The sequence below is a fragment of the Pseudobdellovibrio sp. HCB154 genome (assembly GCF_046267985.1).
Classification (GTDB): Bacteria; Bdellovibrionota; Bdellovibrionia; order Bdellovibrionales; family Bdellovibrionaceae; genus Pseudobdellovibrio.
The window spans coordinates 2,186,106-2,213,036 of record NZ_CP176530.1 but is presented as its reverse complement, the minus strand read 5'-3'; the positions used below and the strand labels follow the sequence as shown (position 1 = coordinate 2,213,036).

Sequence of the window (26,931 nt, the reverse complement as noted above, 5' to 3'; positions counted from 1 at the left end):
AATACAGACAACTTTGAAGGTTCGCTGACAAAATTTCGTAAAAACCGTCACCGGTAAAAATTGAAAAGGAGAAAGGGACAACATAAAAGATGCCCGTATGAAAAACACGCAGATGCAAAAAATAAAACAGATTTCAAAAAGCCTTTATACTCTGGCTTTTAAAAGCCAGAAGGCGTGCCTTCAAGATTACCTTAACTTTCAGTCGGTTATTGACCTGTTTGCCCGCAAAAAAACAGCTGTTCTTTACTACAGCCAATATGAGCAGGCTTCTGTAGCGATGAAGAATAAAACACGTTTTGTGATTAATGTCGAAGAGCTGAGTCAGTTGCCAACTCAGTCTTTAGGATTCAACTTGTATCGTCATATTCGGCAATTGGGGGATGGATATGACGAATTTCCTAATTTAAAAATAGGTACTGATTACGATTATATTAATACCCACATGTTTGAATCTCATGATGTTTGGCATACAGTGCTGGGGTTAAAAACAACGGTGCGTGATGAAATTTATTTACAAGCTTTTATGGCCGCGCAGACGCCAGGCTATTTGTCGAATTTGATGTGTGTGCTTCATCTTTTGGGGCTTCTATTGTTTAAGCCTTCAAAGTTTACTTCGCGTTGCCGATCGGTGTATGGTTATTATCGTTGTGGCAAGCAGGCCAAACTTTTATTTGGCGTTAACTGGAACCAGTTCTTAAAAACAGATTTGTTAACGCTTCGTCAGGATTTAAGAATTTCCATGGTGACTTAATCAATATGACGTACGAGATCGCGGTACATTTTTGTTGTTTGTTGTACGCAAGTGTTCTTTTCAGGTTTTAACTCAGGAAATCCGTCGTCTAAAGCGGGGTAAAATGCCAGGTAGTCTTGGGTGTTGTTGTCGCCTTTATAGAGCTCTAAGTGGGTGATGTGAGTATAAAGCCTAACAGAGCTTGGTAATTCTTGCTGTTGACAAATAACAGCGACAACATCTTCTTGGTTAGCTTTAAACAGACTCATTTTAACTTTAGTTTTTTTATAGCTGATTTCAAGATAGGGATTAGCTGTCAGTACATCCTCTACGGCAAAAGCTGAAAAGGCTTTAGTTCTGTAAACTGAAAAAATTTCTTCACCGTTAATTTGGCCAAGGCGTGAGGGAAAAAGTGGATGTAGGCGGCGTGAGAAAGAAAATCCATATTCATTCGCCATTGAGTTCGAATAAATATAACCCGTTAATAAACGTGATTGAAAAGCTGACTTTTGAAAATCATCATCGTTTGCTACTGAGCTTGGGCGAATCAAAATAAAATTCGCTTCGTGAAATAATAAAGCCATGCGGTGTTCGGGAGTTAATAAATTCCAAAAGTAGCGATCAATCAGAATATTATCACTGGTGCGAATAGCAATCTGCTGAAGTTCTGCGGCCACTGGGGTCACCACTGGTATCGGCGTTAAGCGGTAATCCACGAGGTTCCAACGAACGGCTTCAAAAGTGCGAAGCAGTGCTTCGGTATAAATCAAGTCGAAGGATCCTAGCTCCATAATTTTTTTTGCAACTAAGGTCACTAAGATTGGATCTTGAAACTCATTTAAAGCATATTTCAAACGGTTAAAATAAAAATCAGAAGCAGAAACGTCTTTGATATAGGGTTTGATATGTGAATCAGCTTCGACAAGATCAAGAACGTAAAATTTATTTTCTAAAAAAACGCCATTACCGCCGTTGCCGATAACGCTAGGGCCTGCAAATACAGGTAATACCGATAATAGGGCTGAAATAAATATTGTTTTATAGGCTTTCACGTTGTTCTCTTCCCATTTTAAAAAAGCTTACAAACAAAGAGTAGAGTTGGCTGTTATCGTTGTCGACATAAAAACGAGTGTTAAATTCATGAATAAAATTGCGAATCATCTTTTTAGCTTCACCGATAGACTCATGGTTCACCGTTAAAATGGCATTTTGAAATTCGCGAATGTGAACTGGTTGTTTTTGAATGGAGTCGATAGCTTTTTGTGCCATTGAGATGTGGTAATTCACCATGGCCATCGCCGGGATATCGTTTGTAGTGTGTAATGACGAAGAAAGTGCTGAATAGGTGCCATTTTCATCAGCGATTGCCGAGATTTCCAGCAAGTAAGTGACAACTTTCACAACCATCGACGGTTTTTGATCTAGAAAAAAACACAGCTCTTTTGTGGTTTGTGCTTTTTTACTGTAGATCGCTTCGAACACGGCAACATAGGCCCAATGATCGATCTGGCTAACGTTTTCTTGAGTTAACGATTTGAAGTGTTTCTGCTTATGCAATTCGTTTAAAACCTGCCCAGCTCTAGTTTTTTTCTTCGCGCTGCGAGAAAAACATTTTTCAACGCTGCTAATAAAAATGCTTCTTTCTAAATGGCTTAGCGCCAGTTTAGTGCTGATTTTGTCGGCCATCTTTGGGGATAGGCCTTTCTTTTTAAGAAACACTAGTGACAAAAGCGCGTGGCTTACTCCGAGAAATTTAGCAAAAGCCCGCAGAGAATATTTTTTATTCTTTTGTTTTCTTTGTAGAAATTCATTTTGTAAAATTCTTAAGTAGTCTTCAGTTGATGTCGCTTGTGTTGTCATTATTTAAAACGTTAACTCATTTTTGTTGAAAGGGTAATGCTTTCACAAGAAATTGGTAACTTTGCGTTAGCTTAGAAACCACTTTCTGTAAGCGAATTCTAGACCTTTATTTCGTTAAATAAAATATCGCTTACTTGAGTTAGCTTGGTTACCAGTATGATCTGAGAAGCTTTATAGGCGATTTGGATTTTCAAGCGATTCTTGTTTTCTGGCGATATCTTGGACATGGGAATAACCAAACAATTAATCACTGCTTTAAGTTTTGCTTTAACTACGCTGTTGCCTTTTTCAACGCTGGCTGCGGCGATGTACACAACATATCAGGCAAAAATTATTAAGCCAGATGGCACACCACTTGAATCTACGAATGTAAATTTTCGCTTCACAATTTTAGATCCGCTCAGCACCTGTGTTCTTTATACAGAAAATTTCAATACGATTAATATGGCTGGCAGTGGCGGCTTAGTTTATTTCTCTTTAGGTTCAGGGATTAAAACTTTTCCAACGAGTGGCACTGTTGATTTTTCAGATGTTTTTAATAATCATGGATCGCCGTTATCATGCGCGGCAGGTGGGCCTCCGAGCTATTCTCCGGCAGCGAATGATTTACGTAAAATCGTGATGCAATTTCATGATGGTTCTGGTTGGCAAACACTTCCGGCTATGGCGATCAATCATGTGCCATACGCTATGTACGCTAACAATGCGGCGAGTGCGACTACGGCCACAACGGCGCTGAATTCGGCACAGTTAAACGGAAAAACTGACCTTGATTTTGTACAAGTGACTGCAGTTCCAACGTGTTCTGCATCGCAAGCTTTACAATTCAACGGTGCTTCATTTGGTTGTGTGGCTGTAGGCGGTAGCGGTGGTGGTGCAGTGGTTTCTGTTTCAGGAACGGCACCTATCGCGATCACCGGATCAGCGAGTGAACCAGTGATTTCGATCAGTGTGGCGTCAATGTCGAGTGATGGTTATTTAACGGCAGCAGATTATGCAGAATTTAAAACGAAACTTTCTGCGAGCAGCACAGAAATCGCAAACACGTTAGGTTACGCGCCAGTCAGTGCTGCAGCGGTCACTACACAAATTGCAGCAGCAGCAAGCAGCGCAAATATAGCCGACACGATTGTTAAAAGAGACTCTTCAGGAAACTTTGCCGCCAATGATATTTTCGCAAACGCCACAAAAACCAATTACGTCGATATTTATAAACCAAGCACGAACTTTAATATCAGATTACAAGCGCCAACCAGTTTAAGTGCCAATTACTCTTTAGTTTTACCTGATAATGACGGCATCAGTGGCCAGTTTTTAACAACTGATGGCAGTGGTAATTTATCGTGGACCAGTCAAACTGTAACAGCGATTTCGTCAAGTGATGTGATCACGGCTTTAGGTTACACACCGGCTAACAGTACGACTGTATCCGCATTGCAAAGTGATTTAGCTGCCGTTTCAGCAACGGCAAGCAATGCATTAGCTAAATCAAATAATTTATCTGACTTAACTAACGCAGCTTCAGCCAGAACTAATTTAGGCCTAGGTACCTTGGCAACGGCCAACAGTATTGATCTCGGTTCAGCAAGTGCAACGGGTACTATTGCCGATGCGAGATTGGCCAATCAAAGTGGTGTAACATCTGGCGCCCAATACACGAAAGTCACTGTTGATGGCAAAGGCCGCGTAACAAGCGGAGCCCTGCTGTCATCGGGTGATGTGACAACAGCCTTAGGATATACGCCGGCAAATGCGGCGAGTGCAGGAATTACAACATTAAATGGTTCATCTTCAGCTACACAAACTTTTGCGAATGGTGTGACGGGAAATGCTCCGGCATTTGTGACTACAAATGGAGTGCACACTTTAAATGTTCCATTAGCCTCGGCGACAGGCTCTGTGACAGCAGGTTTAATTTCGAATGCTGATTACCTTAATTTCAGTAATAAAATCACATCGTCGGCCGCAAGTATTGCACAGGTGCTAGGTTATGTTCCCGCCGCTAGCGGGGCAGTGCCATCGGGAGTCTTATTATCAGCTAATAATTTATCTGATGTTACTTCTGCAGCGGCGGCTCGCGTGAATTTAGGTGTAGGGTATGTTGGTACCCTGTCGTCAGTTGATCTTGGATCAAGTGATGTAACCGGAACTCTAGCCATTGCCAGAACTCCGTCGTACACAGGAGATGTTACGAAGGCTGCGGCCAGCAATACATTAGTGTTATCAAGCACTGGTGTTGTTGCGGGAACTTATTCTAAAGTTACTGTTGATGTGAAAGGCCGAGTGACATCAGCATCTCTTTTATCTGCCAGTGATGTGACTACTGCTCTAGGTTATACACCTCAAGCCAGTGGAGCGGTTAGCTCACAGTGGACGACATCTGGAGCAAATATTTATTATGCCACCGGTAATGTCGGTGTAGGTACTACTTCACCAGAAGAAACACTGCATACTTCAGGAACCCTGTTAGTAACGGGAGAATGGGGCTCTGGTCCAACGCTTTCAGTCAGTGGCTCGGGCACACGTATGTTCTTTTATCCGCGTAAAGCTGCATTTCGCGGTGGTTTTGCCTACGACGACGAGTGGAATGAAAATAATATCGGTGAAGCCAGTTTCGCCTTTGGTGATAGCGCGGCGGCTTCAGGAAGTTATTCGATCGCTATGGGGCAATATGCAAAAGCTTACGCTCCGTATGCAGTAGCTTTCGGTCAAGGTGAAGCCTACGGCGATTACAGTACAGCTTTTGACAGCAGTACGGCGAGTGGTCTTTATAGCTTCGCATTTGGAAGTAGTTCGGCGAATGGCGATCGCGCTATTGCTATGGGAGGATCTTCATCGGCGAACGGTGAATCTAGTGTGGCAATCGGACGCTCAATCATATCAAACTCTTTTCGAAGCGTTGCCGTTGGTTCTTACAATGTCGGAAACGGCAGTTTGACAACATGGGTAGCAACAGATCCTATTTTTGAAATCGGTAATAGCCAAAATGGAACTCCACGCTCAAATGCCATGACCGTTTTAAAAAATGGTAATGTGGGTATTGGAACGTTGACTCCGGTCACAAGATTGTCGGTTTCAGGTGGTTTACAGATCAGTATGGAGTCTGCAACTTGTGCTGCAAGTTATGCCGGAACTCTTCGTTATTCTGCCGGAAACGTTCAATACTGTAACGGAACCTCATGGTCATCGTTCGGTGTAGCAGGAAGTGGAATTACTGCGCTCAATGGTTCAACTTCAGGCACGCAAACTTTTGCCAATGGAACTTCGGGCAATGCCCCTGCGTTTGTGACAGCGAATGGGATTCACACGTTGAATATTCCCTTAGCGTCAGCGACGGGCTCGGTGACGGCTGGGTTAATTTCAAATGCAGACTACTTAAGTTTTAGTCGTAAAGCGAATAACTTAAGTGATTTAACTTCAAGTGCAACAGCTAGAACAAATTTAGGTCTTGGTTTGCTTGCGACGAAATCACAAATCGATTTAAGTGCATCAGATGTTTCAGGAACATTAGGCTTAGCAAACTTACCCGAGAGTGGTGTGGTTGCAAATACATACACGAAAGTAACTGTTGATAGTAAGGGCCGTGTAACGAGTGGTGCGCAAGTGACTTTAAACGATATCGTTCATGTTTACACAGGTAACGGTGGCTTGTTCGTTGGGTCTGGCACTTCACATCCACTTGTTGAGGATTCAAATAATTCTGAAAGTACAGCATTTGGTGTAAATTCGATGGCAGCCAATCAAGATGGTGGGCAAAATACCGCTTTCGGTTTTGGTACACTGGAGTCATCAGTTGTAAGTTATGAAAATGCCGCTTTCGGTTGGTATGCACTTCAGGCTAATACAACAGGGCAGTTTAACACAGCCATCGGTGCCGAAACACTATGGGGTAATACAACGGGTAATGAAAATACAGCCGTAGGAGCAGCTGCTCTTAGTGGTAATACAACAGGGTATGATAATACAGCTGTGGGGATGGTTGCCTTAGACGATAATACGACAGGTAATTTCAATGTCGGTCTAGGTTTAGGTGCCGGACGTTACAATAAAACAGGCCATCAAAACACTTACGTGGGATTCAAAGCCGGTAATGGTGTGCTTAACAATGCTAATGTCAGTAACACAACAATTATTGGTTATCGCGCAGCCTATAATATTACTACCGGTGCAGATAACAATATTGTGATTGGTGCAAATGCCGCAAGTAACTTAACAACGGGTGCGAACAACATTATTATCGGTAATAGTGTAAGCACAGCAGCAGCTACGTCGTCAGGAACATTGAATATCGGAAATCTGATTTTTGGTACGAACTTAAACGGCATAGGTACAGCGATTTCAACAGGTAATATCGGTATTGGAATTAAAGCACCTGTCGCCAAATTATCTGTTTCAGGTGGTGTGCAAATCAGTATGGAATCAGCAACCTGTGCTGCGAGTTATGCGGGAACATTAAGATATAACTCAGGGAACGTTGAATACTGTAATGGTACAAGTTGGGTAGCGTTTGGTGTAGCCGGAAGTGGAATTACTTCTCTTAACGGTTCAACGAGTGCTACACAAAATTTCGGAACAGCTACGGCAGGAAATTCTCCGTTATTTTCTACAACTAATGGGATGCACACGTTAAATATTCCCTTAGCTTCAGCCACTGGTTCTGTGACAGCGGGTTTAATTTCAAACGCGGACTACGTAAACTTCAGTAATAAAATTACATCGTCAGCGGCAAGCATTGCGCAAGTGTTAGGTTATGTTCCAGCTTCAGCGACAGCTCTTGGAAACTACTTAGTTAAAACAAATAATTTATCAGATTTAAGTTCGTCAGCAACAGCTCGTGCGAATTTAGGTTTAGGTTCTTTTGCGACAGCTTCAACAATAGATCTAGGAAGTGCAAGCGCTACAGGAACATTAGCTGTCGCAAGACTTCCGGCCTTCACGGGGGATGTGATAACAACAGCAGGATCAAGCACCATGATAGTCGATGGATTGCAAGGCCGATCAGTTGCAGCAACAGCTCCAACATCAGGCCAAGTCTTAGCTTATAATGGATCAGCCTGGGCCCCAGCGACAGCCGGTGCCACTCCTGCAGGAACGAACATGAGTGTTCAGTTTAACGATAACGGAGTTTTAGGTGGTGCCGCGGGCTTGTATTGGGATAAAGCGCAAGGCTATTTGGGTATTGGGGCCGCACCAAATACACCATTTTGGATTCAGACAACAGCAACAGCTCCGATGACGATTGCTAATCCATCACAGTCATCAGGTTCAAGTTTATCAATTCGTTTAACAAAAGGTAACACGGTAAGCGATCGAGCAGAGCTTGCCTATATTTACAATTCTGTCGATTTAGACCAAGCCCTTCAATTAAGGCATTCAGGTGGTGGAAGTTTAACACTTTTAAAAAGCGGCAATGTTGGTATCGGCACGACAAATCCAACAAGTCTGTTCCATGTTTTAGGTGGCACCGCAGCCGCAAGTACTAATGGTAAGTCGATTACTATTTCAGCTCAGAATGGGGGAACGGGTACAACCTTGGGAGGCGATATCGTTTTAAATCCGGGTATTGGTGTTCCGACTTCATTAAACGGCGGCGTAGGGATTGGTACCACTCCATCAGCTGGATTACATGTATTAACTGAAGCTAGCATTTCAAAACCGATTACGCGATTTATTGATTCTAGTGGCTCTGGGCTTGATATCTACGGTTTAACAAACTCAGCGATTATTCGGGCAAGCACTGGCAAAGATCTTATTCTTCAGAATAATAATGGAGCTTCTCCAGAAGCCTTTCAAGCCATATATTCCGATCATAGCGCCAGAATCACGACAAATGGTTCAGAACGTCTGCGTGTGACTTCGTCTGGAGCTGTTGGGATCGGGACGACAGCGCCAAGCGAAGCCTTAGAAGTTGTCGGTAGTGTTAAAGCCACAACATTTATTACAGCATCAGATAGAAGATTAAAAGAAAATATTGCAACATCCAAAGGGCTCAGTCTTATTTTAAATTTACGAGGCGTTTCCTACAATTGGAAGCGCGATGGTCAGAAAGAATACGGTCTAATTGCTCAAGAGGTTGAAGGCGTCTTACCAGAGCTTGTTGAAACCGACCACGTGTCTGGCTTGAAAGGTGTGCGTTATCAATCGCTTGTTTCGCCGTTAATCGAAGCTACAAAAGAACTTTATTACAGATGCGAAGACCAGAAAAAATCAGTTAATTTCGAATTGGAAAATCTGAAAAAGAAAAACGAACGTCTTGAAGAGACGGTTAGCGAGCTAAAAGACAGGCTGGAAGAAATTGAAAAATATTTTAAGCTTTCTAAAAAAAAGAAACGAGCAGCTGCTAGTGAATAAATTTTTTGTCATATTGCAATTTGTTTTTCAAGCGGCTGCGGTAGCTTATGCCGATTGTAGTACTCCAGGGGCTGTCAGCGGAACGATGACTTGGAATGCAACACTTTCTGAAATGCAGTACTGTGACGGAAGTTCTTGGTTTTCGGGTAAGTATGGAAGAATTACTTTGCGTGCGACACTGATAGACCCGTCATCTGTTATTATTGATACACCGAATACGGCGCACGCTTTAAGTGGTAATAATGCATTTATTGTTTCAAACAGCACTTTATTCGTGTTGAATGCAACGACAATCACTAATGTCTCAGCTATCGCGCAGGTTAGTTTTAGTGAGCTAGCTGGCGCTTCAATGGCTGTAATTGATGGTAATTATTTGTATGTCACTGCAACCAATAGTTTACGTATTTTTGATATTTCAACGCCGACTAGTCCTACTTTAGTTGGAAGTTTAATTGATGCCACCAATCTTTCTGCGTCGACAAAAAAAATCGTGGTAGTTGGAAACTACGCTTATGTTTTATCCGGAACACGCATGGTGGTTATTAATCTCACAACTAAATCAAGCCCAGCTTTAAGTGGTTCGGTAGCTGTTAGCAACGCTCAAGGTATTGCCGCCGATGCTAGCTATGTTTATTTAAGCCGAAGTGATACTGGTTTAAGTGTAGTTGATGTGACTACGCCAAGTAGCCCCACCGTTGTGGGAACGCTGACGCATGCTAATATATACAACGGTCGGGGGATAGCGGTTTCAGGAAATTACGTTTACACAGTGGGTGAAAGTGGAAGCGCCGGTTCGGTGGTCACTATTGATGTATCCACCCGAACAGCTCCGGTCTATGTCAGTGCAACAATTAATACCATGAGTAATTTGGAGGGGGTAAGCGACATCTATAAGTTTGGCAGCTATCTTTATGCAATTCAAAGTAACGGACGCAATAGCACGAATTATGTCAGTTTGTATTCGCTCAGCAGCCCGGCAAGTATCACGCAGGCCTCCTTGGCTGGGTTAACTGGTGCAAATGGCGCCAATTGCACGAAGATATCCTTAAGCAGCACCAGAGTTTTGTGTACTCAGAATGGCGATAAAACGATCCATTTTTTTAATTCTTCGGCACAAAACGGAAATATCGGTAGCGATAATTTAGTAAATTTTTCGAATAAGTTAGGTGGTGCCGTTGATGTTGTTGTTTCCGGAACGACAGCTTATATTGCCGCAGGCACTTCATCGCGCTTAACCACGGCAAATATTTCTTCGCCCACAAGCCCGACACTTTCTGGGTCGGTTTACGAAGGTAATATGTCAGGAGCTACGGGGGTCGCGCTTGATGGCACTTCAGCATACGTCATTACTTCAAATGGCGGTTATAGCTTGGTGCAGTTAAATGTTGCAAACCCTGCAGCGCCTACATTCGTTACTTCAACCAATAACTTTTTTGCCAATAGCCAAGCTTATAAGATCCGGGTGCGCAACGGAGTGCGCTACTGGAGCGGCAGTGGTATGTCGCGCTTTTCTAACAGCGCTGGAGCCCAAGTTAATGTGGGGACTGCGCCTTATGGTTTTGCTTTTTCTAACACAGCTGACTACGCTTATGTTTGTTTGGGGGGCACATCGACGCTTTCGGTATTTTCGGTGTCTGCGCCAGCTTCGATGGTAAGTGTTGGTACGGTCAGTGATACAGCTCTTGCCGGTTGCAGGGGGGTGGAATCCGCTGGAAATTATTTGTTTGTCAGTTCCACAACAGCACCTTCTAATTTATCAGTTTGGGATATCACAACGCCTACAAGTCCGGTTAAGGTGGGCAGTGTTTTAAGTACATATTTATCTACGTTTCGTTCCATGAAAGTCGTTGGCAATAACGTGTACCTAACAAACTCTTCACGTTTTATTATATTTGATGTAACCACTAAATCAGCCCCATATTTATTAGATTCCGTCACCATATCTGCAGGAGCATGGGGCTTTTCGGTGGTGGGCAATTACGTGTATATGGCAAACACCTCGAATAAACTCGAAGTGTATGAAGTGATTCCTCCGATAAACATGGGGAGTTGCTCTAAAAACGGCGAATTTCTTTATGACTACTCTAAGCACGCGTATAAATACTGTACCAATTCAAATTATCTTTCAATGGGGCCGATCGGCCCAGGTGGCGCGGGATGCAGTTCTCCAGTGGGGAAAACCGGAGAACTGAGATTTAACACGGCCACTTCGAAACTTCGGTACTGTAACGGCACGGCTTGGACAAATGTAGGTCTGGATTGACAAATAAATACTTATTTAGTTGTCAAATTAACTCGGGTAAACGAAAAATGAGTCCAGTGGCCTTTCGTTTTTTCTAAATTGGCCGATAATAAAGATACATTCAAATAACGCAAAGCCAAACTGCGTTCTTCACACACATTAAGGCGGCTCCTCACGGGGCCGTCTTTTTTTTGACATCGGTTAAAAGCTGGCTTAAGGTAGTCATATCAACCAAGGAGGTTCGTATGTACATTCAAATCAATAACAAGAGCCTTCTTGCTCAAGCTTAAAAAATAATTTTTAAATCTTTATCCAAGAAGTCTCTTTCAAGTTTTTCGTTTTTATTTTCAATTAAAACTTAAGGAGTACAAATGAGTTCTGACAGGAACTTTTTAGTTAACTATGGCTGGAATGGCTTTTTTGAAAGTCATTTGGCTGAAATCAATTCAGACGGTTTGAAAATTGGCCGTGTTATTTGCGAAGAAAGAAATCTTTATCGCATTCAATTTTCACAAGATTATAAAGTCTGGGGACAAGTCACAGGTAAAAAACAATTCGAAGCCCAAAGCAGAGAAGATTTTCCGGCGGTGGGCGATTGGATTTTAGCTAAAGCATCGGGTTCGGATGATCGTGTGATCATTCAAGAAATATTACCGCGCAAAAGTGTTCTCAAACGAAAACAAGTCGGCAGTGCTGATAGTCAAATTCTTTCAACCAATGTTGATTACGGATTTGTAACATCGTCATTAAACGATGATTTAAATATTCGTCGTATCGAACGTTATGTGACGTTAATTAAAGATGCAGGCGTTGAACCAGTGCTTTTATTGACCAAAGCTGATTTAAGCGCAGAAGCTGATGAGTTTACCCAGAAGGTGCAAAAAAGTTTTCCGACATTACAGGTCTATGCTGTTTCACAAGAAAATTTTGAAAACGCTCATTTCTTTAAAGAACTTTTAAAGCCAGGCACGACTTCAGTATTTTTAGGTTCGTCCGGTGTAGGTAAATCAACGTTAGTAAACTACTTAATCGGTGAACAGCGTTTAAAAACACAAAGCATTCGTGAAGATGACGATAAAGGTCGTCACACCACAACTTCGCGCCAGCTTTTTGCAAGCCGCTTTGGTGGTCTTGTGATCGACACGCCAGGTATGCGTGAGTTGCAACTCTTAGATCACGAAGAAGGTTTAAGTTCGCAATTTGAAGAAGTCGAAGCCTTGCTTAGCCAATGCCGTTTTTCCGATTGCCAACACGAAACAGAACCAGGTTGTGCGATCATTCAGGCTTTAGAAGACGGGGCGCTCGAAATTGACCGCTGGCAAAGTTATCAAAAGCTCTTACGTGAGGTACGCCACGCCCAGCGTAAGCAGGATAAAGCTTTAGCTTCGGAAGAAAAAAAGAAATGGAAGAAGATCAGCCAAGCTCTTCGCGATAAATACAAACTACGTGAGTGAATAAAGGTAGGGGCGCCGATTGTTTCTAATAAGGTTTTATAGAGAAATAATTGGTGCCTCGGGCCGGAATCGAACCGGCACGGGATTGCTCCCACAAGATTTTGAGTCTAGCAAGTCTACCAATTTCATCACCGAGGCACCGGCAAATAAATAGACGTAAAAAGTTGCTCCTTATTTAATGGTAGCAAACGTTGCAGTTCAAGTATTTTTTTCAAGCTTGGCTTAAAGGTCGTCACCTTTTTCCATACTGACTAAAAGTCGTTTAATTAAGTGCCCATTAAGAAAAATCAGTCTTTCCAACCAGTTACAGTAATTGTCACCGACCCGGAAAAAGCTACATTTATTGGCACTTCGGTTGCTAATTTGATTCCCTGTAGTAAAAAGACAAGGTTTAAAAAAAGGATCAGGGGAGTATTTATGAAACTATCATTAATCATCGCGGCTGCGGTTTTGGTAAATCTAGTATTTGCTGAAATGGCTATCGCACAAACTTCAGGAAACGATTTAAGTGCTGAAGTGGATTCAGAAATCGAGCAGATGTATCAACAACAAAATACATCGACTCAAAACGCACCTAAAGCTGAAACGGGCGCAGTGGTCACTCAGACAGTAGTGGTTCCGCAGCAGTCATTAGCTCCAGCAGTGCAAAAACAACCAGAAACTACGGTTGAAGGTTCACCTCTTAGCAACTCACGCGCAGAAAGCATCCGCCGTGGCCGCCAAGAAGAAGAATTAAGAACTGAATCTCGTATCGTTGAAAAATTAGAACAAAGCCGTATGGAAGACGAGAAAAAACGTGCCGCGGTTTTATTCGGTGATAAGTTTGATACTCTTCAAAATCAGCAACAACAGCCGCAAGCTGTTCAGCAACAACAAGTGGCGCCTGTGCAAGCTCCGTCTTCACAAGTTCAACCACAACCAATCATTATCAACCAAAACGAAACTTTAACTCGCGATGCAGTTCGTGAAGAAGTTCGTGCAGCTTTAACTGAAGATGAAAAAGCTATCGAGCCATCTTTAGAGCAAAAGTATTTCACAGCGAATGCAGGTATCGGTCAGTATCCAGATATCGAATCAATCAAAGGTAACTATGCCTTAGGTGCTGGTTTCGGTACTCGTTTTGATTACTTCTTAGTTGAAGGTTCATTCATGTACTCTAACTACACAGTAAATGCACACTATGCAGATGTTTACGGTCGTTCAACTGATGTTTACGGTCGTCCATACATTGCAGAATTTGATATGAACCAATATCAAGGTATGCTTTCTACGAAGTACCAATTAATCGGTGGTTTCGTTCGTCCGGTAGTTGGTGGTTTAGTTTCTTACTCTTACCGTCAGTATGTTGCTAACAACAACACAACTTTCGGTACAGCGGGAACTGAATTCGGTACATCACACGCGATCGACTTAGGTATCATCGCTGGTGTTGATTTAGAATTTAATTCTAAAATGTCTGCCGGTGTTGATCTTAAATATATGTTCAACTTATCGAGCAAAAGAAGCGGCCAAACAGCGGCTGGCTCTACTCCTGTTGAAGAGTTACAATACTTCACAACAGGTTTATTCGCCCGCGTTAATTTCTAAAATTTAATTTAAGATTACTACCTGAAACTAAAACCCACATCTCAACAAAGATGTGGGTTTTTTGTTTTTGTTTACCGTTGGCAACGGAGAGTTAGATAGTGGTCTATCCCCGAATTGACGATAATCTAATTAGAAAATATCTTTTTAAAATGAAAAATCACATTAAATTAGCTTTGGTATTTCTTGTTATCGTGTTTAATTCAGTTTGTTTTGCAGGAGATTTGGAAAACACTGTGCTTTTGCAGTTATTAGAAAATACGAATAAGACAGCTAAAAACCATTGTGAAATGGGTTCTGGCAAGACAGTTAAGATCAAAGATTTTCTAGCCGGCTATATTAATTGGACCTTCGCAAGTAAGACCCTCGATTCTAAATTTTTGAAATGTGATAAGCTTGATTCAGGCAAAGATGAGTATAATTGCGATTTCAAATATTCCGAAAAATCCAAAGCCGAACAACATCCTGGCTGGGATATCGATCTTGAGTTTAAATACAAAGTAGGCAAAGGTATCGACTGGCGTTCGGTTCAGTGTGTCAGTACTCCGTAAGACATAGTTAGCTTTACAGAGTCGGTTTTTTTTATTTAAGATAACTGTATGTTCTTACGTTTATTGTTTGTTTCTTTATTGTTAGTCGTATCATCAGCGCAAGCCGCGCAAAAACCGCAAGGTACTATTGTGTTGGTGGATGAGTTGCTGTTTGATTTGAACGGGCAGGGACAAACGAATTACGATTTTAAAATTTTTGAAGATTTATTAAAACCGATGGATCGTTTTTTTGTTGAATCCGTTCGTAAGTCTTTTGAAAGCAATGCCGAATTTTACCTATTCAGTTGTTTGGCGCTTCGTGAGGCTGAACAATTAGATATTCAGGCTAACCCTGAAGTGGTTGAGCGTTTCATGCAGACGTATCGTTATCCAGAAAATGCTAAAAAAGCTGAAAACGTAAAAAAAGAAATCGAAAAACTTTTTCGTGTCGCTGAGCTTGTAACAATCAAAGAGCGCCAATTATCGAATCGCCAGGCTATTATCGCCTGGCTGGTGGTTTTAAAACGTAAATACTCATTAGGGTGGAAATCCAATGACTTTAAAAGTCGCATCGCCTTCGGAATATAAAGAGCTCACTGAGCTGTTTTTCGAGATTTATGACTCGGTCACCAACAAGGCTGAGTTCAATTGGCCGATGGAAAATATTGAAACTGAGCTTCTAATGTCAGCATTTCTGATCTGCCGTGATGAACAAGGCCGCATTTGTGGCTTTATCTCTTACCGTGATAATTTAGATGCAATCGAGATCATGGCGCTGGGAACAGCAAGCTGGGCCCGTCGTAAAAACGTTATGAGCCTGCTTTTGCGTGAAATACAGGCCAAAAGTCGCGAGGCGTCTAAGCCGCTTCTGCTCGAGGTTCACAGCCAAAATCGCTCGGCGATCAACTTATATGAAAAAGCAGGCTTTAAACAAATCGGGACTCGTAAAGCCTACTATGTCGACCGTTCGGATGCCCTGACCTTTCAGTATCTGGGCACAGCCTAGTCAACGTATATATAGATTGCCTTTTCGAGAGTCATTTGTTAGGTTGATCATGAATGGGCCGTATAGTCCCATTTTTTTTTGCCCCAGCCAGTTTAGACACTCATCTAGATTTGGTTTCGAAAAAGACCCTTTGAGGTCTTTTTTTATTTTCAGGGGTTGTAAACTAAAGGATACGTTGTTGGAAATTAAACCAGAAGCTTGGCTTAAAAAAATTGAGAACATAGTCGCAGATATTTGCCTTAAACAAGGGTGTGAACTTTACGATATCGAAGTGGTTGGTTCCGGCAACGGTCGTGTTTTAAGAATCTTTATTGATAAACCAGTAGTTACTCTAGAAGACGGATCACAAGCTGGCGTTGGCATCGAAGATTGTTCGAATGTAGCGCGCGGATTGAATGAAATCTTAGATGTTGAAGGCGGCGAAGAGTTAGTTCCCGGTGGCGCTTACAGCTTAGAAGTTTCATCTCCTGGTTTAGATCGCCACTTAAAAACGAAAAACCATTTCGAAAAAGTGGTGGGTAAAAAAATCTATGTTCAATTGGATCAAAGCTTAGGTTCTTTAGGAGCCCAAGAAAAAGCGATTCAGTTAACAAAGAAGTTTGAAGAAGTGCTTAAGGGCGTAGAAGACGACAAGTTAGTTTTCGACTTCAGACAAGAGACGATCAAGGTTCCGTTGAATCTTGTTCATAAAGCGAAATTAACATTTGAATTTAAAGAGAATACAAAAGGTAAAAAGAAGTAGAGGTATTTATGGCAGATAATGTATTAAACATTAACGATCTATCAAAAGTTATCGATCAAGTTGGTAAAGACAAAGGTATCGATAAAAACGTTATCGTTGAAGCTGTTAAGCAAGCAATGCTTGTAGCTGCTCGTAAAAAATACGGTACTTACCGTGAAATCGAAGCACAATACAATGAAGAGTCTGGCGAAGTTGAATTATATGAATTCAAAGAAGTTGTTGAACGTGAAAAGTTCATCGATGAAGAAGTTGAAATCCCTCTTGATGAAGCTTTAAAACTTGATCCAGGTGCTCAATTAGACGATTCAATCGGTATCAAATTAGAGTCTGGTGATTTAGGCCGTATTGCTGCTCAAACCGCAAAACAAATTATTTTACAAAAAGTTCGCGATGCTGAACGCGAAATTATTTTTTCTGAATTTGAAGAACGTAAAGGCGAAGTGGCTTCTGGTATTGCTCGTCGTGTTGAAAAAGGCGCGATCGTTGTAGACTTAGGCCGTACAGAAGCTCACATTCCGCCACGTGAACAAATCCCTGGCGAAATTTTTAAACCGGGTGACCGCATCCAAGGTTACTTAGCTGAAGTTCGTCAAACAACACGTGGTCCACAAATCATCATGTCACGTGCAGATGAGCGTTACTTAGTTAAATTATTTGAAATGGAAGTTCCAGAAATCTACGACGATATCGTTGAAATCATGTCAGCGGCTCGTGAACCAGGACAACGCGCGAAAATCGCGGTTCGTTCTAACGACAATTCGGTAGACCCAGTGGGCGCTTGCGTTGGTATGAAAGGTTCTCGTGTACAAAATATCGTTCAAGAATTACGTGGCGAGAAAATCGACATCGTATTATGGGACGAAGACGTTACACGCTTTGCGTGTAATGCTTTAGCTCCGGCTGAAATTTCTAAAGTGTATTTAGACGAAGAAAACAAAGAGATGGAAATCGTGGTACCAGATTCGCAATTATCATTAGCGATTGGTAAAAAAGGGCAAAATGTCCGTCTTGCTGCGAAATTAACAGGTTGGAAATTAGACATCGTTTCTTCAACAGCAATTCAGTCAAGAACTGCTGAGTCGATTTTCAATTTAATGTTAGTGCCAGGCATGAACGAAACTATGGCTCAAAACATCCTTCAATCAGGTTTTGGTTCTTTCCAATCTTTAGCAAAAGCTAAAGCTGAAGAGATCATGACAATCCCTGGTTACGAAGAACAAGAAAAAGCTCAGAAGTTAATTTCTGATGCGGCAGCCTTAATTGCGAAATACGAAGCAGCTGGAACTCCGGTTCCAACTTCTCCGCAAGCGCAAGCTGCTAAAGAAGCTGCATCGTCAGCAAAACAAAGAGCAGAGGATCAGTTAAAAGCTGAATTATCTAAGCTAAAATCGGACGAGAACTAATTAGGTTTTCGAGAGAAGAAAAAAGGTAACTAACGCGTGAGTAATCCAAAAGTTTTTGAATTCGCAAAAGAAATCGGTATGACACCGCTAGCTTTGATGGACAAAATCAAAGAATGGCATCTGCCGATTAAAAATCACATGGCTGAACTTGAGCCAGATATGTTAGCCACTCTTAAGGCTAAACTTTCTGCGCCGGCTGAGCCTGCGGCTGAAGAAAAACCGAAAAAGACAGCGACTAAAAAAGCCGCTGCTCCAAAAGCTGCAGCAGCAACTAAAACTGCTGCAACTAAAACAACTACGAAAAAAGCTGCGGCCGTAGCAGAAGCACCAGCTCCTGAAGCGCCAAAATCAAGTGTTATTCGTCGTAAAACAAAAGAAGCTGAACCAGTTGCTGAAGTCAAAGCACGCGTGATTTCAAAACCTGAAGAAACAGCTGAAGTTGTTGCCGAAGAAGTAGCGCCAGTTCAAGCAGCGCCAGTTGTTGAAGTTGAACAAAAAGTAGAACCTAAAATTGAAACAGCTCCGGTAGCACCGGCACCTGCAGCAGCAGTAGCAGCTCCGGCGGCAACGCCAGCGGCTCCAGCATCGCCGGCTCCAGTAGCTCGTAAAAAAGAAGTAGCTATCGGTGATAGTGGAGTTGCAAGCTCTACAGCTGTGGCTTCAAAAAGAAATATCATCGGTCGTATGGATTTAAGCCGTGTTCAAGCTCCTCCGGGCGCAACAAACACGGGTGGCTATCAAGGTAATCGTCAAGGTGGTGGTTTCCAACCTCGCGGCCCAGGTGGCGGTGGTGGATTCCAGCGTGGCCCGGGTGGCCCAGGCGGTGGTGGTGGATTTTCAGGTCCTCGTCCAGCAGGTGCTGGCGGTGGTCGTAATATTCGCCCAGGCTTCGTAGCTCAACAAACTATTCCAGAACCAGGTGCAACACCGTTTAATAATGATGCTCACCGTGACCGCGACAAAAAAGCGCGTACATTCACTCAATCTGGCGGAATGTCAGCTAAAGAAAAAGAGCAGGAAGAATTAGTATCTTCATTCAACGCTGTTGAATTCCGTAAGCGTGAGATGGTTTTCCAACCTAAGAAAAAGCAAGCGGTGTTAAACCGTGATGCGATGAAAACTCAGATCACGACTCCGAAAGCTTCTAAACGTGTTTTAAAAGTGAACGGAAAAATTAAATTAGGCGATATGGCTCTGGAAATGGGTCTTAAAGCGGCGCAAATCATTAAAGTATTAATGAAAAGCGGTGTTATGGCTAACGTAAATACTGATTTAGATTTCGATACAGTAGCATTAACTGTTCCTGATTTCGGTTGGGAAGCAGAAAACACATTCAAAACAGCTGAAGACGTTGTTGTTGAAACAGCATTCGGTGATTTAGATGCAGATCTAATCATCCGTCCACCGGTTGTGACTGTAATGGGTCACGTCGATCACGGTAAAACATCTTTATTAGATGCTATCCGCCAAGCAGATGTTGCTGGTGGCGAGGCCGGCGGTATCACTCAGCATATCGGTGCGTACTCGGTTAAAGCTCCAGATGGATCTTTAATTACATTCTTAGATACTCCGGGCCATGAAGCGTTCACAGCTATGCGTGCGCGTGGAGCGAATGCAACAGATATCGCGATTATCGTGGTAGCTGCTGATGACGGTATGATGCCACAAACTGCTGAAGCGATTAACCACGCTAAAGCGGCTGGTGTTCCGATGATCGTTGCCGTGAACAAAATGGATAAGCCAGGGGCTAATCCAGATCGTATCAAGCAACAATTAACAGAGCTTGAAATCGTTCCAGAAGAATGGGGCGGTAACACGATTTTCGTTGAAGTGTCTGCTTTAAAGAAAACAGGTATCGATACATTATTAGAAAATATTAAATTATTAGCTGAGGTTGCAGAACTTAAAGCTAATCCTGAACGTTCAGGAACAGGTTTAGTTATTGAAGCTAAACTTGAAAAAGGTAAAGGCCCTGTTGCCACTATCTTAGTTAAAGATGGTCACGTTAAAGTTGGTCAGTACATCGTTGCTGGTCCAATGAAAGGCCGTGTGAAGTCATTAACAAATGATAAAGGCGAGCGCGTTGACCGCGTAAATCCGGGTATGCCAGTTGAGGTGTTAGGCCTTGAAGGTGTTCCAGGTGCCGGTGACCGTTTCGACGTTGTTAAGGATGAGAAAACAGCTGAAGAAGTTGTTCAAATCCGTAAAGACATTATCTTAAAAGAAAAAGAAGTTTCGAAAAAAGTTTCATTAGAAGATTTATTCTCTAAAGTGACTCAAGGTGAAGTGAAAGACTTAAACATCATTTTAAAAACTGACGTTCAAGGTTCTTTAGAAGCGATCACTGGAATGCTTTCGAAAGCAAATTCTTTAGAAGTTAAAACTAAAGTTATTCACTCAGGCGTAGGCGGAGTGAATGAAAATGACGTATTACTTGCACAAACATCTAAAGGTGTTGTGATCGGTTTCAACGTTAGACCAGATTCGAATGCCCAAGCTAAAGCAAAACAACTTGGTGTAGACATCAGAACATACACAATCGTGTACGAAATGATGGATGACATTAAAAAAGCGATGCAAGGTCTTCTTGCTCCGCAAATCGTTGAAAAAGCGGTTGGTTCTGCTGAAGTTAGAAATACATTCACAGTTCCGAAAATCGGCATGATCGCTGGTTGTTTCGTAACATCTGGAAAAATCCAACGTTCGAACATGTTACGTTTAGTGCGTGAAGGTAAGATCGTTTACGAAGGTAAAGTATCTTCATTAAAACGTTTCAAAGACGATGCAAAAGAAGTTTCAGAAGGCTTTGAATGCGGTATTGGCATCGAAAATTTCAATGATATCAAAGTGGGCGACGTTATCGAAGCTTACCTCAAGGAAGAAATTGCTAGAGAACTTACTCCGATCAAATAAGATCGGGGTAAATTCATAAAGGAATTTTTCACATGAAAAATATGGGTGACGGGCGCCGTGTGGCGCGCGTTGAACGTGAAGTTCAATCTGTAATCTCGACATTTATTATTTCTCGCTTGCAGCGCGAGTTGCCAGGCTTGATTACTGTTGCGCGCGTGCAAATCCCTGCGGATTTACGCCAAGCGCGCGTTTATGTAAGTTTACTTCAAACTAATGTTGAAGACTTACAGTCAGCGACTCAAGGTAAAGTATTAGCTGAAGCGGTTAAGATTTTACAAAGCTGGGCTCCTGAAATTCAGGACGAAATCGGCAACAAATTAAATATGAAGTATCTTCCGAAATTAACTTTCTTTGCTGATGAATCAACTGAGAAAATTTTAAGAGTAGAGAAAATTATTTCTGAAATTAGTAAAAATCCTAGCAAAGCCGAATCATTAGATGATGATGACGACTTTGAAGACGAAGAAAACTAAATGTCTCAGCAAATTAAACAACCTAAACCAAGAACAAGCCTGCACGGGCTTTTACTCGTTGATAAGCCATCGGGCATGACTTCGCACGATGTGGTATCGCGTGTGCGCCGTCTTGCGGGTACAAAAGAAGTGGGCCACTCAGGAACGCTTGATCCGTTAGCGAGTGGTTTAATGGTTGTTTTATTAGGTGAAGCGACAAAGCTTTCTTCGATTGTCACTGAAGGCGATAAAGCTTACGAAGTGCAAGTGCAGCTGGGTATTGAAACAGACACTTTAGATATTACAGGCGCTGTTGAAAAAACAACTCCTGTCACTGTCAAAAAAGACGAAGTTGTAGCGAAAGCTTTGGCTTTACTTGGTGAAATGCAGTTACCAATTCCTTTATTTTCGGCAAAAAAAATCGACGGTAAAAAACTTTACGAATATGCGCGCGAAGGTGAAGAAGTTGAAATTCCCTCAAAATCCATGACATTTTGGGATGTGACTTATATCGAAAACGTAGAAGCCGAAAAAGAAAATCGTTATAGCTTTCATTTGTATTGTTCAAAAGGCAGTTTTATCCGTTCATGGGTTAAGCTTTTAGGCGAGCAGTTGGGCTGTGGAGCTACCATGTCAGGGCTTCGTCGAACTAAATCCCACGACTTTACGGTTAATCAGTCATTAGGTTTAGAAGGCCTTATGGCCGAAAAAGATGCTGGAACCCTGGATTTGTCGAGCACTATTGTGCCGCTTAATGAGGCTGTTGGCGGGGTTCGTAATATCAAGGTTCATGGCCACGACGAGGTTCTTTTAAATAATGGCCAAATCAGCCATGACCTCAGATCGAAATTAATCGTTCTATTCAATCCTGAGCGCGACCAATGGGTTTTTGCTTCTTCTAGAGATAATAAACAGGTTCTGGCGATCATCGGTCTTGAGCCTCAAGTCGGGTTTAAGATTAAACGCGGCTTTCGTTACTAAATCCTTGCCTTAACCCCTCGAAATTGCTAAAAAATTCACTCGCGCTAATCGGGGATACATGTCAGCCATGACGGTATTTCGGAAAAGCTTAAAACAAAAAAGCCTTACAAAGGAATTTATAATGGCAGTTACAAAAGTACAAAAAGCAGAAATCTTAAAAAAATTCAAAACAGCTGAATTAGACACTGGTTCTCCAGAAGTTCAAGTTGCGTTACTTACAGCTCGTATCAATGATATGACAACTCACTTCGCAACTCACAAAAAAGACAACCACGGCCGTCGTGGTCTTTTAAAATGCGTTAACCAACGTCGTAAATTATTAGATTACTTAAAATCTAAAAACACTTCTCGTTACGAAACTCTAATCAAAGCATTAGAAATCCGTAAATAATCTAAAGCGCGCCGCCACAGAGGCGATGCTCATTAAATTTAGATATCCAAAAACCCAGATTGAAAAATCTGGGTTTTTTTGTTTTGGGCTCCTGCCCAAAACCCCTCCGCTAAAGCTCCCGGGGCTGGCGCGCAAAAATGCCTTTCTGGGCATTTTTGTATTTTTGGCTTTACAAAAGTCCTGTGTTTTCGATGTCATTTAGCTAACTAACCGAAAAAATGGTTAAATAGAAGGATGACGAAAATTTCATTTTTCCTAGTGCTATTTTCCGTAATCAGCGCGTTTTCGCAAAACACGAAAACGACCTTAAAAGAATCTTTTTTGGCCGACTATGTGGCGCAAAAAGAAAAAGTAAAAGCTGAAGACATCAGTCGTATCGTTTTAAAAAAAGATAAAGACTTCACACACGGTGTGATTCTTTTAAATTCATCTTCGGCTTGCGGTGTCGGGTCGTGCACGTATTATGCTTTCGTTAAAAATAGCAACGGCAGTTTCGATTTTGCCGGAATGATTGACGGTGTTTTTGTCGAGACAAAATCGAGCAAAGATTCAGATCTTCCCGAGATTTTGACGCAAACAAAAGCCAGCGATGTCAAGTCAGCAAAAATGAAATGGACTTTCAATAAGGAAACAAAAGTGTATGAAACAAAATAAATTCACAGCACTTTTAATTCTGGTCTTCGGAGTTCAAGCACAAGCTTTTGATTATCAAGTTTCTTGTCATGGGAAAAAATTAACGCGTTTTGAAAATGTGTCGTTAGTTCAGAACTCTGATGAATGTAAGGCTTTTTTATCCAACGGTTATTTAAGCTGTTATGACTCTAAAAAAGTAAATAAGTCATCAGAGCTTATTACGATTTCGACACCGAATGATCATTACTATAAAAGTAAAGAATCAACTCGCTATTCTCGTAAAACTGTTAAAAATATTATTGATGCAGCTATTAAAGCTGGAAACGATCCTTATTTAACTTTAGCGATTGTTATGACTGAAAATCCGCCGGTGGCATCAAATAAAAAAGTTGTCGACAATATGACGGCCGCAGAATCTTACGCCGAAAGTTTCGGAACGATTCCGTTAGATGCGATTGCGGTGGCTGATGTTATGGGGTGTGATCGTGTGCGTGTCGGTTATGATAGCAACGGTTTAAATCGCATTAAAAACCGTAGCCCTCGTCTTAAAAAATTTACTGAAGACCCTAAAGGTAAAGATATGACGGTGTGTATGGAGAGTCAGTTTGCTGCAGGTGAAAGTGCTCAGTTTTTTCTAACTGATAAGGCACGCGAAGATGATTGCTGTATGACTTTAAAAACGCAAATGTCAGGTTTTATGCATGAGCCTATTCGTGATCAGCCGAATCAAGTTTACAGTTATCCGGGGCCAGAGCTTCGCGCTAAGATTTTAGATTTGATCGCTCATAAATATATGGCCAACCGTTTTGCTGGCGCACAAGAACGTGGCGCAAGATTAAAGCTTCCTGAAGAGAAAATGGCCTTAACAGCGCAATCATTCAACGGTTACGGTAAGTTCGGCGTGAACGAGCCCATGGCTAATGCCTGTCTTTATAAAATTCATATGGGTACTAAACCGGTTTACGGGGCGGGAACTTCAGAAATCATGATGAATTCTTTGATGAACAATTCAGAAATCAAAGACATGGTTTCGGATTCGTTAAAGGCTAATAAGTTATCACATGCTGAATCTTACCTGTGCGCATCTTATGGTTCGGGAACCCACACGGTTTCAGGGTATGCTTTTACGAATTTGCTTGATGGCTACTTAGGAGAGCGTAAGGCGTGCCCTCGGCATTCGAATAAAATTAAAAATTTAGCCAAATTTGCGAAGCCTACGTCAGCGGATAAGATCAATGAGGTGATTTCGCCTAGTAATGGTGCAGACATTAAGAAATCTAATCCTGCAGACTATGCAAATTAGCCCTCTGACGCGCATCTGAAAAAAACTAAAAATCTGATAAAGGCTCACTCACAAAAGTGGGCCTTTTTTGTTGCACGCAAAAACCCCTTTTCGGGTGTTTTTGTCATTGGCGAATGAGCCTTTGTGTGGCTAAATGTCTGTACGAAAAGAAGAACAAAATTATATAGCGGAAACGACTAATAAATTTCGTAAAAACGTTTCCCAAAAAAAGAATAAAGGAGACCGTCGCACCAAGTGCGCGTGTAAACAAATACATGGTCAACACAGTTACAACTTCAATCGCAGGAAAACAAATCACAATCGAAACTGGTCGTTTAGCAAAACAAACAGACGGCGCAGTTTTAGTTACTTGCGGCAACAACATGGTTTTAGTTACTGCAGTATCTGCTAAAGAAGCAAAACCAGATCAAAGCTTTTTCCCATTAACAGTTGAGTTCATCGAAAAATACTACGCTATCGGTAAAATCCCAGGCGGTTACTTCAAACGTGAAGGTAAACCATCTACAGATTCAATCTTATCAGCGCGTATCATCGATCGTCCGATCCGTCCGTTATTTCCAGAAGGTTACTTAAACGACACGCAAGTTGTTGCGACAATCCTTTCTGCTGACGGTTCATTCCCAATGGATACATTATCTTCATTAGGCGCATCGGCTGCATTACACATCTCTAACATTCCATTCAACGGCCCAACAGCAGCTTGCCAAGTTGGTCGCGTAAATGGCCAGTTCATTGCGAATCCTACTCCAGAGCAATTAGCTCAATCAGATATGGACATCATCGTATCTGGTACTAAGAACGGTATCTTAATGGTTGAAGGCGAAGCGAAATTTATCTCTGAAGCTGATGCTTTAGCGGCTTTAAAATTCGGTCACCAGTCAATTATGCCATTATTACAAATGCAAGAAGAGTTACGTGAGAAAACTGGTTCAGTAGCAAAACGTGCATTTACTCCTGCGGTTATCGATGCTGACTTCAGAACTCAAGCTGAAAACTTAATTACTCCGTTAATCACAAAAGCATTATCACAAAAAGTTAAACAAGATCGTTACGCTGGTTTCGATGCCGCTAAAGATGCAGCGATGACTCAATTAGTGAAAACGTTAACTGATGAAAAACTTCAAGCACAACGTAAAAAAGAAGTTGGCGCTATCATTGAAGACATCAAGTACAAAGTGGCTCGTGCGCAAATCTTAGATGGTGGTCGTATTGACGGCCGTGATTTAAAAACAGTTCGTCCAATCATGTGTGAAGTTGGTTTATTACCACGCGCTCACGGTTCTGGCTTATTCCAACGTGGTGAAACACAATGTCTAGGTACTGTGACTTTAGGTACAGCTGATGACGAACAAACAGTTGAAACATTAAACGGAACAGTTAAACGTAAATTTAACTTACACTACAACTTCCCTCCATACTCAGTAGGTGAGGTAGGTCGTTTTGGTGGTCAAGGTCGTCGTGAGATCGGTCACGGTAACTTAGCAGAACGTGCGATCAAAGCCGTTACTCCTGATCACGTTCAATTCCCATACACAATCCGTATCGTATCTGAAGTTTTAGAATCTAACGGTTCAAGCTCAATGGGTTCAGTTTGTGCGGGTACATTAGCGTTATTAGATGCTGGTGTTAAAATTAAAGCTAACGTTGCAGGTATTGCGATGGGCTTAATTAAAGAAGGTGATAAAGTAGCCGTTCTTTCTGATATCTTAGGTGACGAAGATCACTTAGGTGATATGGATTTCAAAGTAGCTGGTTCAGCAACTGGTATCACAGCATTACAAATGGATATCAAAATTGACTCAGTTTCTTTCGCCGTTATGGAAACAGCTTTAAACCAAGCTAAAGAAGGCCGTTTACATATCTTAGGTGAAATGGAAAAAGTGATGAAAGCACCTCGTGGTCAAATCTCTGAATTTGCTCCACGTATTGAAACTATCAAAATTAAACCAGACAAAATTCGCGAAGTTATCGGTTCTGGCGGTAAAGTTATCCGTGGAATCACTGAGCAAACCGGTGTGAAAATCGAGATCCAAGATGATGGTACGATCAATATCGCATCTGCTGATCCAGCAGCTACTAAAAAAGCTATTGCTATGATCGAAGCGATCTGTGCTGAAGCTGAAGTTGGTAAAACGTATAAAGGTAAAGTAATGAAAGTGGCTGAATTCGGTGCTTTCGTTGAGATCTTACCTAATACACAAGGTTTATTACATATCTCTGAACTTGCTAACGAGCGCGTAAGACAAGTAACTGATGTTGTTAAAGAAGGCGACATGGTTGATGTAAAAGTGCTTGAAGTAGATCGTTCAGGTCGTATTAAACTTTCTCGTAAAGCTTTATTACAGTAGTTTTTTAT

19 protein-coding genes and 1 tRNA gene are annotated in these 26,931 nt (G+C 41.8%); 17 read left to right on the top strand and 3 right to left on the bottom strand.

All coding sequences use genetic code 11. From position 1 onward, the window contains the following. Nucleotides 1–97 precede the first annotated feature (97 nt). A complete protein-coding gene (locus ACKWCF_RS10730) occupies nt 98–751 on the top strand; it encodes a Coq4 family protein (protein WP_409477584.1) in 654 nt (217 codons plus the stop codon). Here ACKWCF_RS10730 and ACKWCF_RS10725 read toward each other — a convergent pair. Beyond that, complete coding sequence (locus ACKWCF_RS10725; protein ID WP_409477583.1) at nt 748–1,782, bottom strand: hypothetical protein; 1,035 nt, start codon at nt 1,780–1,782, stop codon at nt 748–750. The two genes, ACKWCF_RS10730 and ACKWCF_RS10725, sit on opposite strands and share 4 nt — an antisense overlap. Continuing rightward, nucleotides 1,769–2,590, bottom strand: a complete 822-nt coding sequence (locus ACKWCF_RS10720; RefSeq protein WP_409477582.1) for a TIGR02147 family protein — start codon at nt 2,588–2,590, stop codon at nt 1,769–1,771. The genes ACKWCF_RS10725 and ACKWCF_RS10720 overlap by 14 nt, the downstream gene beginning before the upstream one ends. Nucleotides 2,591–2,815: 225 nt before the next feature. On the opposite strand from ACKWCF_RS10720, the gene ACKWCF_RS10715 reads away from it, so the two are divergent. From ACKWCF_RS10715 to rsgA, 3 genes are all read left to right on the top strand, one after another. After that, complete coding sequence (locus tag ACKWCF_RS10715; RefSeq protein ID WP_409477581.1) at nt 2,816–8,941, top strand: tail fiber domain-containing protein; 6,126 nt, start codon at nt 2,816–2,818, stop codon at nt 8,939–8,941. Then, complete coding sequence (locus ACKWCF_RS10710; RefSeq protein WP_409477580.1) at nt 8,934–11,204, top strand: LVIVD repeat-containing protein; 2,271 nt, start codon at nt 8,934–8,936, stop codon at nt 11,202–11,204. The genes ACKWCF_RS10715 and ACKWCF_RS10710 overlap by 8 nt, the downstream gene beginning before the upstream one ends. 350 nt (nt 11,205–11,554) lie before the next feature. Next, complete coding sequence (rsgA, locus tag ACKWCF_RS10705) at nt 11,555–12,637, top strand: ribosome small subunit-dependent GTPase A (RefSeq protein WP_409477579.1); 1,083 nt, start codon at nt 11,555–11,557, stop codon at nt 12,635–12,637. 51 nt (nt 12,638–12,688) lie between these two features. On the opposite strand, the gene ACKWCF_RS10700 is transcribed toward rsgA, so the two are convergent. After that, nucleotides 12,689–12,775: transfer RNA gene (locus tag ACKWCF_RS10700), tRNA-Leu, on the bottom strand. Nucleotides 12,776–13,054: 279 nt separating this feature from the next. On the opposite strand from ACKWCF_RS10700, the gene ACKWCF_RS10695 reads away from it, so the two are divergent. The 13 genes from ACKWCF_RS10695 (at nt 13,055) to pnp (ending at nt 26,923) form a co-directional block, all read left to right on the top strand. Further along, nucleotides 13,055–14,224 (top strand): hypothetical protein, encoded by a 1,170-nt coding sequence (locus ACKWCF_RS10695; protein ID WP_409477578.1) that lies wholly within the window; start codon nt 13,055–13,057, stop codon nt 14,222–14,224. Between the two features lie 149 nt (nt 14,225–14,373). After that, the gene (locus ACKWCF_RS10690; protein WP_409477577.1) at nt 14,374–14,772 is read left to right on the top strand and encodes a hypothetical protein; all 399 of its coding nucleotides are present in this window, start codon (nt 14,374–14,376) and stop codon (nt 14,770–14,772) included. 48 nt (nt 14,773–14,820) lie between these two features. Further along, nucleotides 14,821–15,339, top strand: coding sequence for a hypothetical protein (locus ACKWCF_RS10685; RefSeq protein WP_409477576.1), 519 nt, complete (start codon nt 14,821–14,823; stop codon nt 15,337–15,339). Beyond that, complete coding sequence (locus ACKWCF_RS10680; RefSeq protein WP_409477575.1) at nt 15,305–15,757, top strand: GNAT family N-acetyltransferase; 453 nt, start codon at nt 15,305–15,307, stop codon at nt 15,755–15,757. The genes ACKWCF_RS10685 and ACKWCF_RS10680 overlap by 35 nt, the downstream gene beginning before the upstream one ends. 178 nt (nt 15,758–15,935) lie before the next feature. Continuing rightward, complete coding sequence (gene rimP, locus ACKWCF_RS10675) at nt 15,936–16,499, top strand: ribosome maturation factor RimP (RefSeq protein ID WP_409477574.1); 564 nt, start codon at nt 15,936–15,938, stop codon at nt 16,497–16,499. Nucleotides 16,500–16,507: 8 nt separating this feature from the next. Next, entirely contained in the window at nt 16,508–17,902 is a 1,395-nt protein-coding gene (nusA, locus tag ACKWCF_RS10670; protein ID WP_409477573.1) for a transcription termination factor NusA, read from the top strand. Nucleotides 17,903–17,938: 36 nt separating this feature from the next. After that, nucleotides 17,939–20,815 (top strand): translation initiation factor IF-2, encoded by a 2,877-nt coding sequence (gene infB, locus ACKWCF_RS10665; RefSeq protein WP_409477572.1) that lies wholly within the window; start codon nt 17,939–17,941, stop codon nt 20,813–20,815. A 32-nt stretch (nt 20,816–20,847) separates the two neighbouring features. After that, complete coding sequence (gene rbfA, locus ACKWCF_RS10660) at nt 20,848–21,288, top strand: 30S ribosome-binding factor RbfA (RefSeq protein ID WP_409477571.1); 441 nt, start codon at nt 20,848–20,850, stop codon at nt 21,286–21,288. After that, a complete protein-coding gene (truB, locus tag ACKWCF_RS10655; protein WP_409477570.1) occupies nt 21,289–22,248 on the top strand; it encodes a tRNA pseudouridine(55) synthase TruB in 960 nt (319 codons plus the stop codon). 121 nt (nt 22,249–22,369) lie between these two features. Next, nucleotides 22,370–22,639, top strand: a complete 270-nt coding sequence (gene rpsO / locus ACKWCF_RS10650; RefSeq protein ID WP_409477569.1) for a 30S ribosomal protein S15 — start codon at nt 22,370–22,372, stop codon at nt 22,637–22,639. A gap of 234 nt (nt 22,640–22,873) precedes the next feature. Next, entirely contained in the window at nt 22,874–23,293 is a 420-nt protein-coding gene (locus ACKWCF_RS10645; protein ID WP_409477568.1) for a hypothetical protein, read from the top strand. Further along, the gene (locus tag ACKWCF_RS10640; protein WP_409477567.1) at nt 23,280–24,575 is read left to right on the top strand and encodes a hypothetical protein; all 1,296 of its coding nucleotides are present in this window, start codon (nt 23,280–23,282) and stop codon (nt 24,573–24,575) included. Before ACKWCF_RS10645 ends, ACKWCF_RS10640 begins: the two co-directional genes overlap by 14 nt. A gap of 254 nt (nt 24,576–24,829) precedes the next feature. Then, complete coding sequence (gene pnp, locus ACKWCF_RS10635; protein WP_409477566.1) at nt 24,830–26,923, top strand: polyribonucleotide nucleotidyltransferase; 2,094 nt, start codon at nt 24,830–24,832, stop codon at nt 26,921–26,923. Nucleotides 26,924–26,931: the final 8 nt, after the last annotated feature.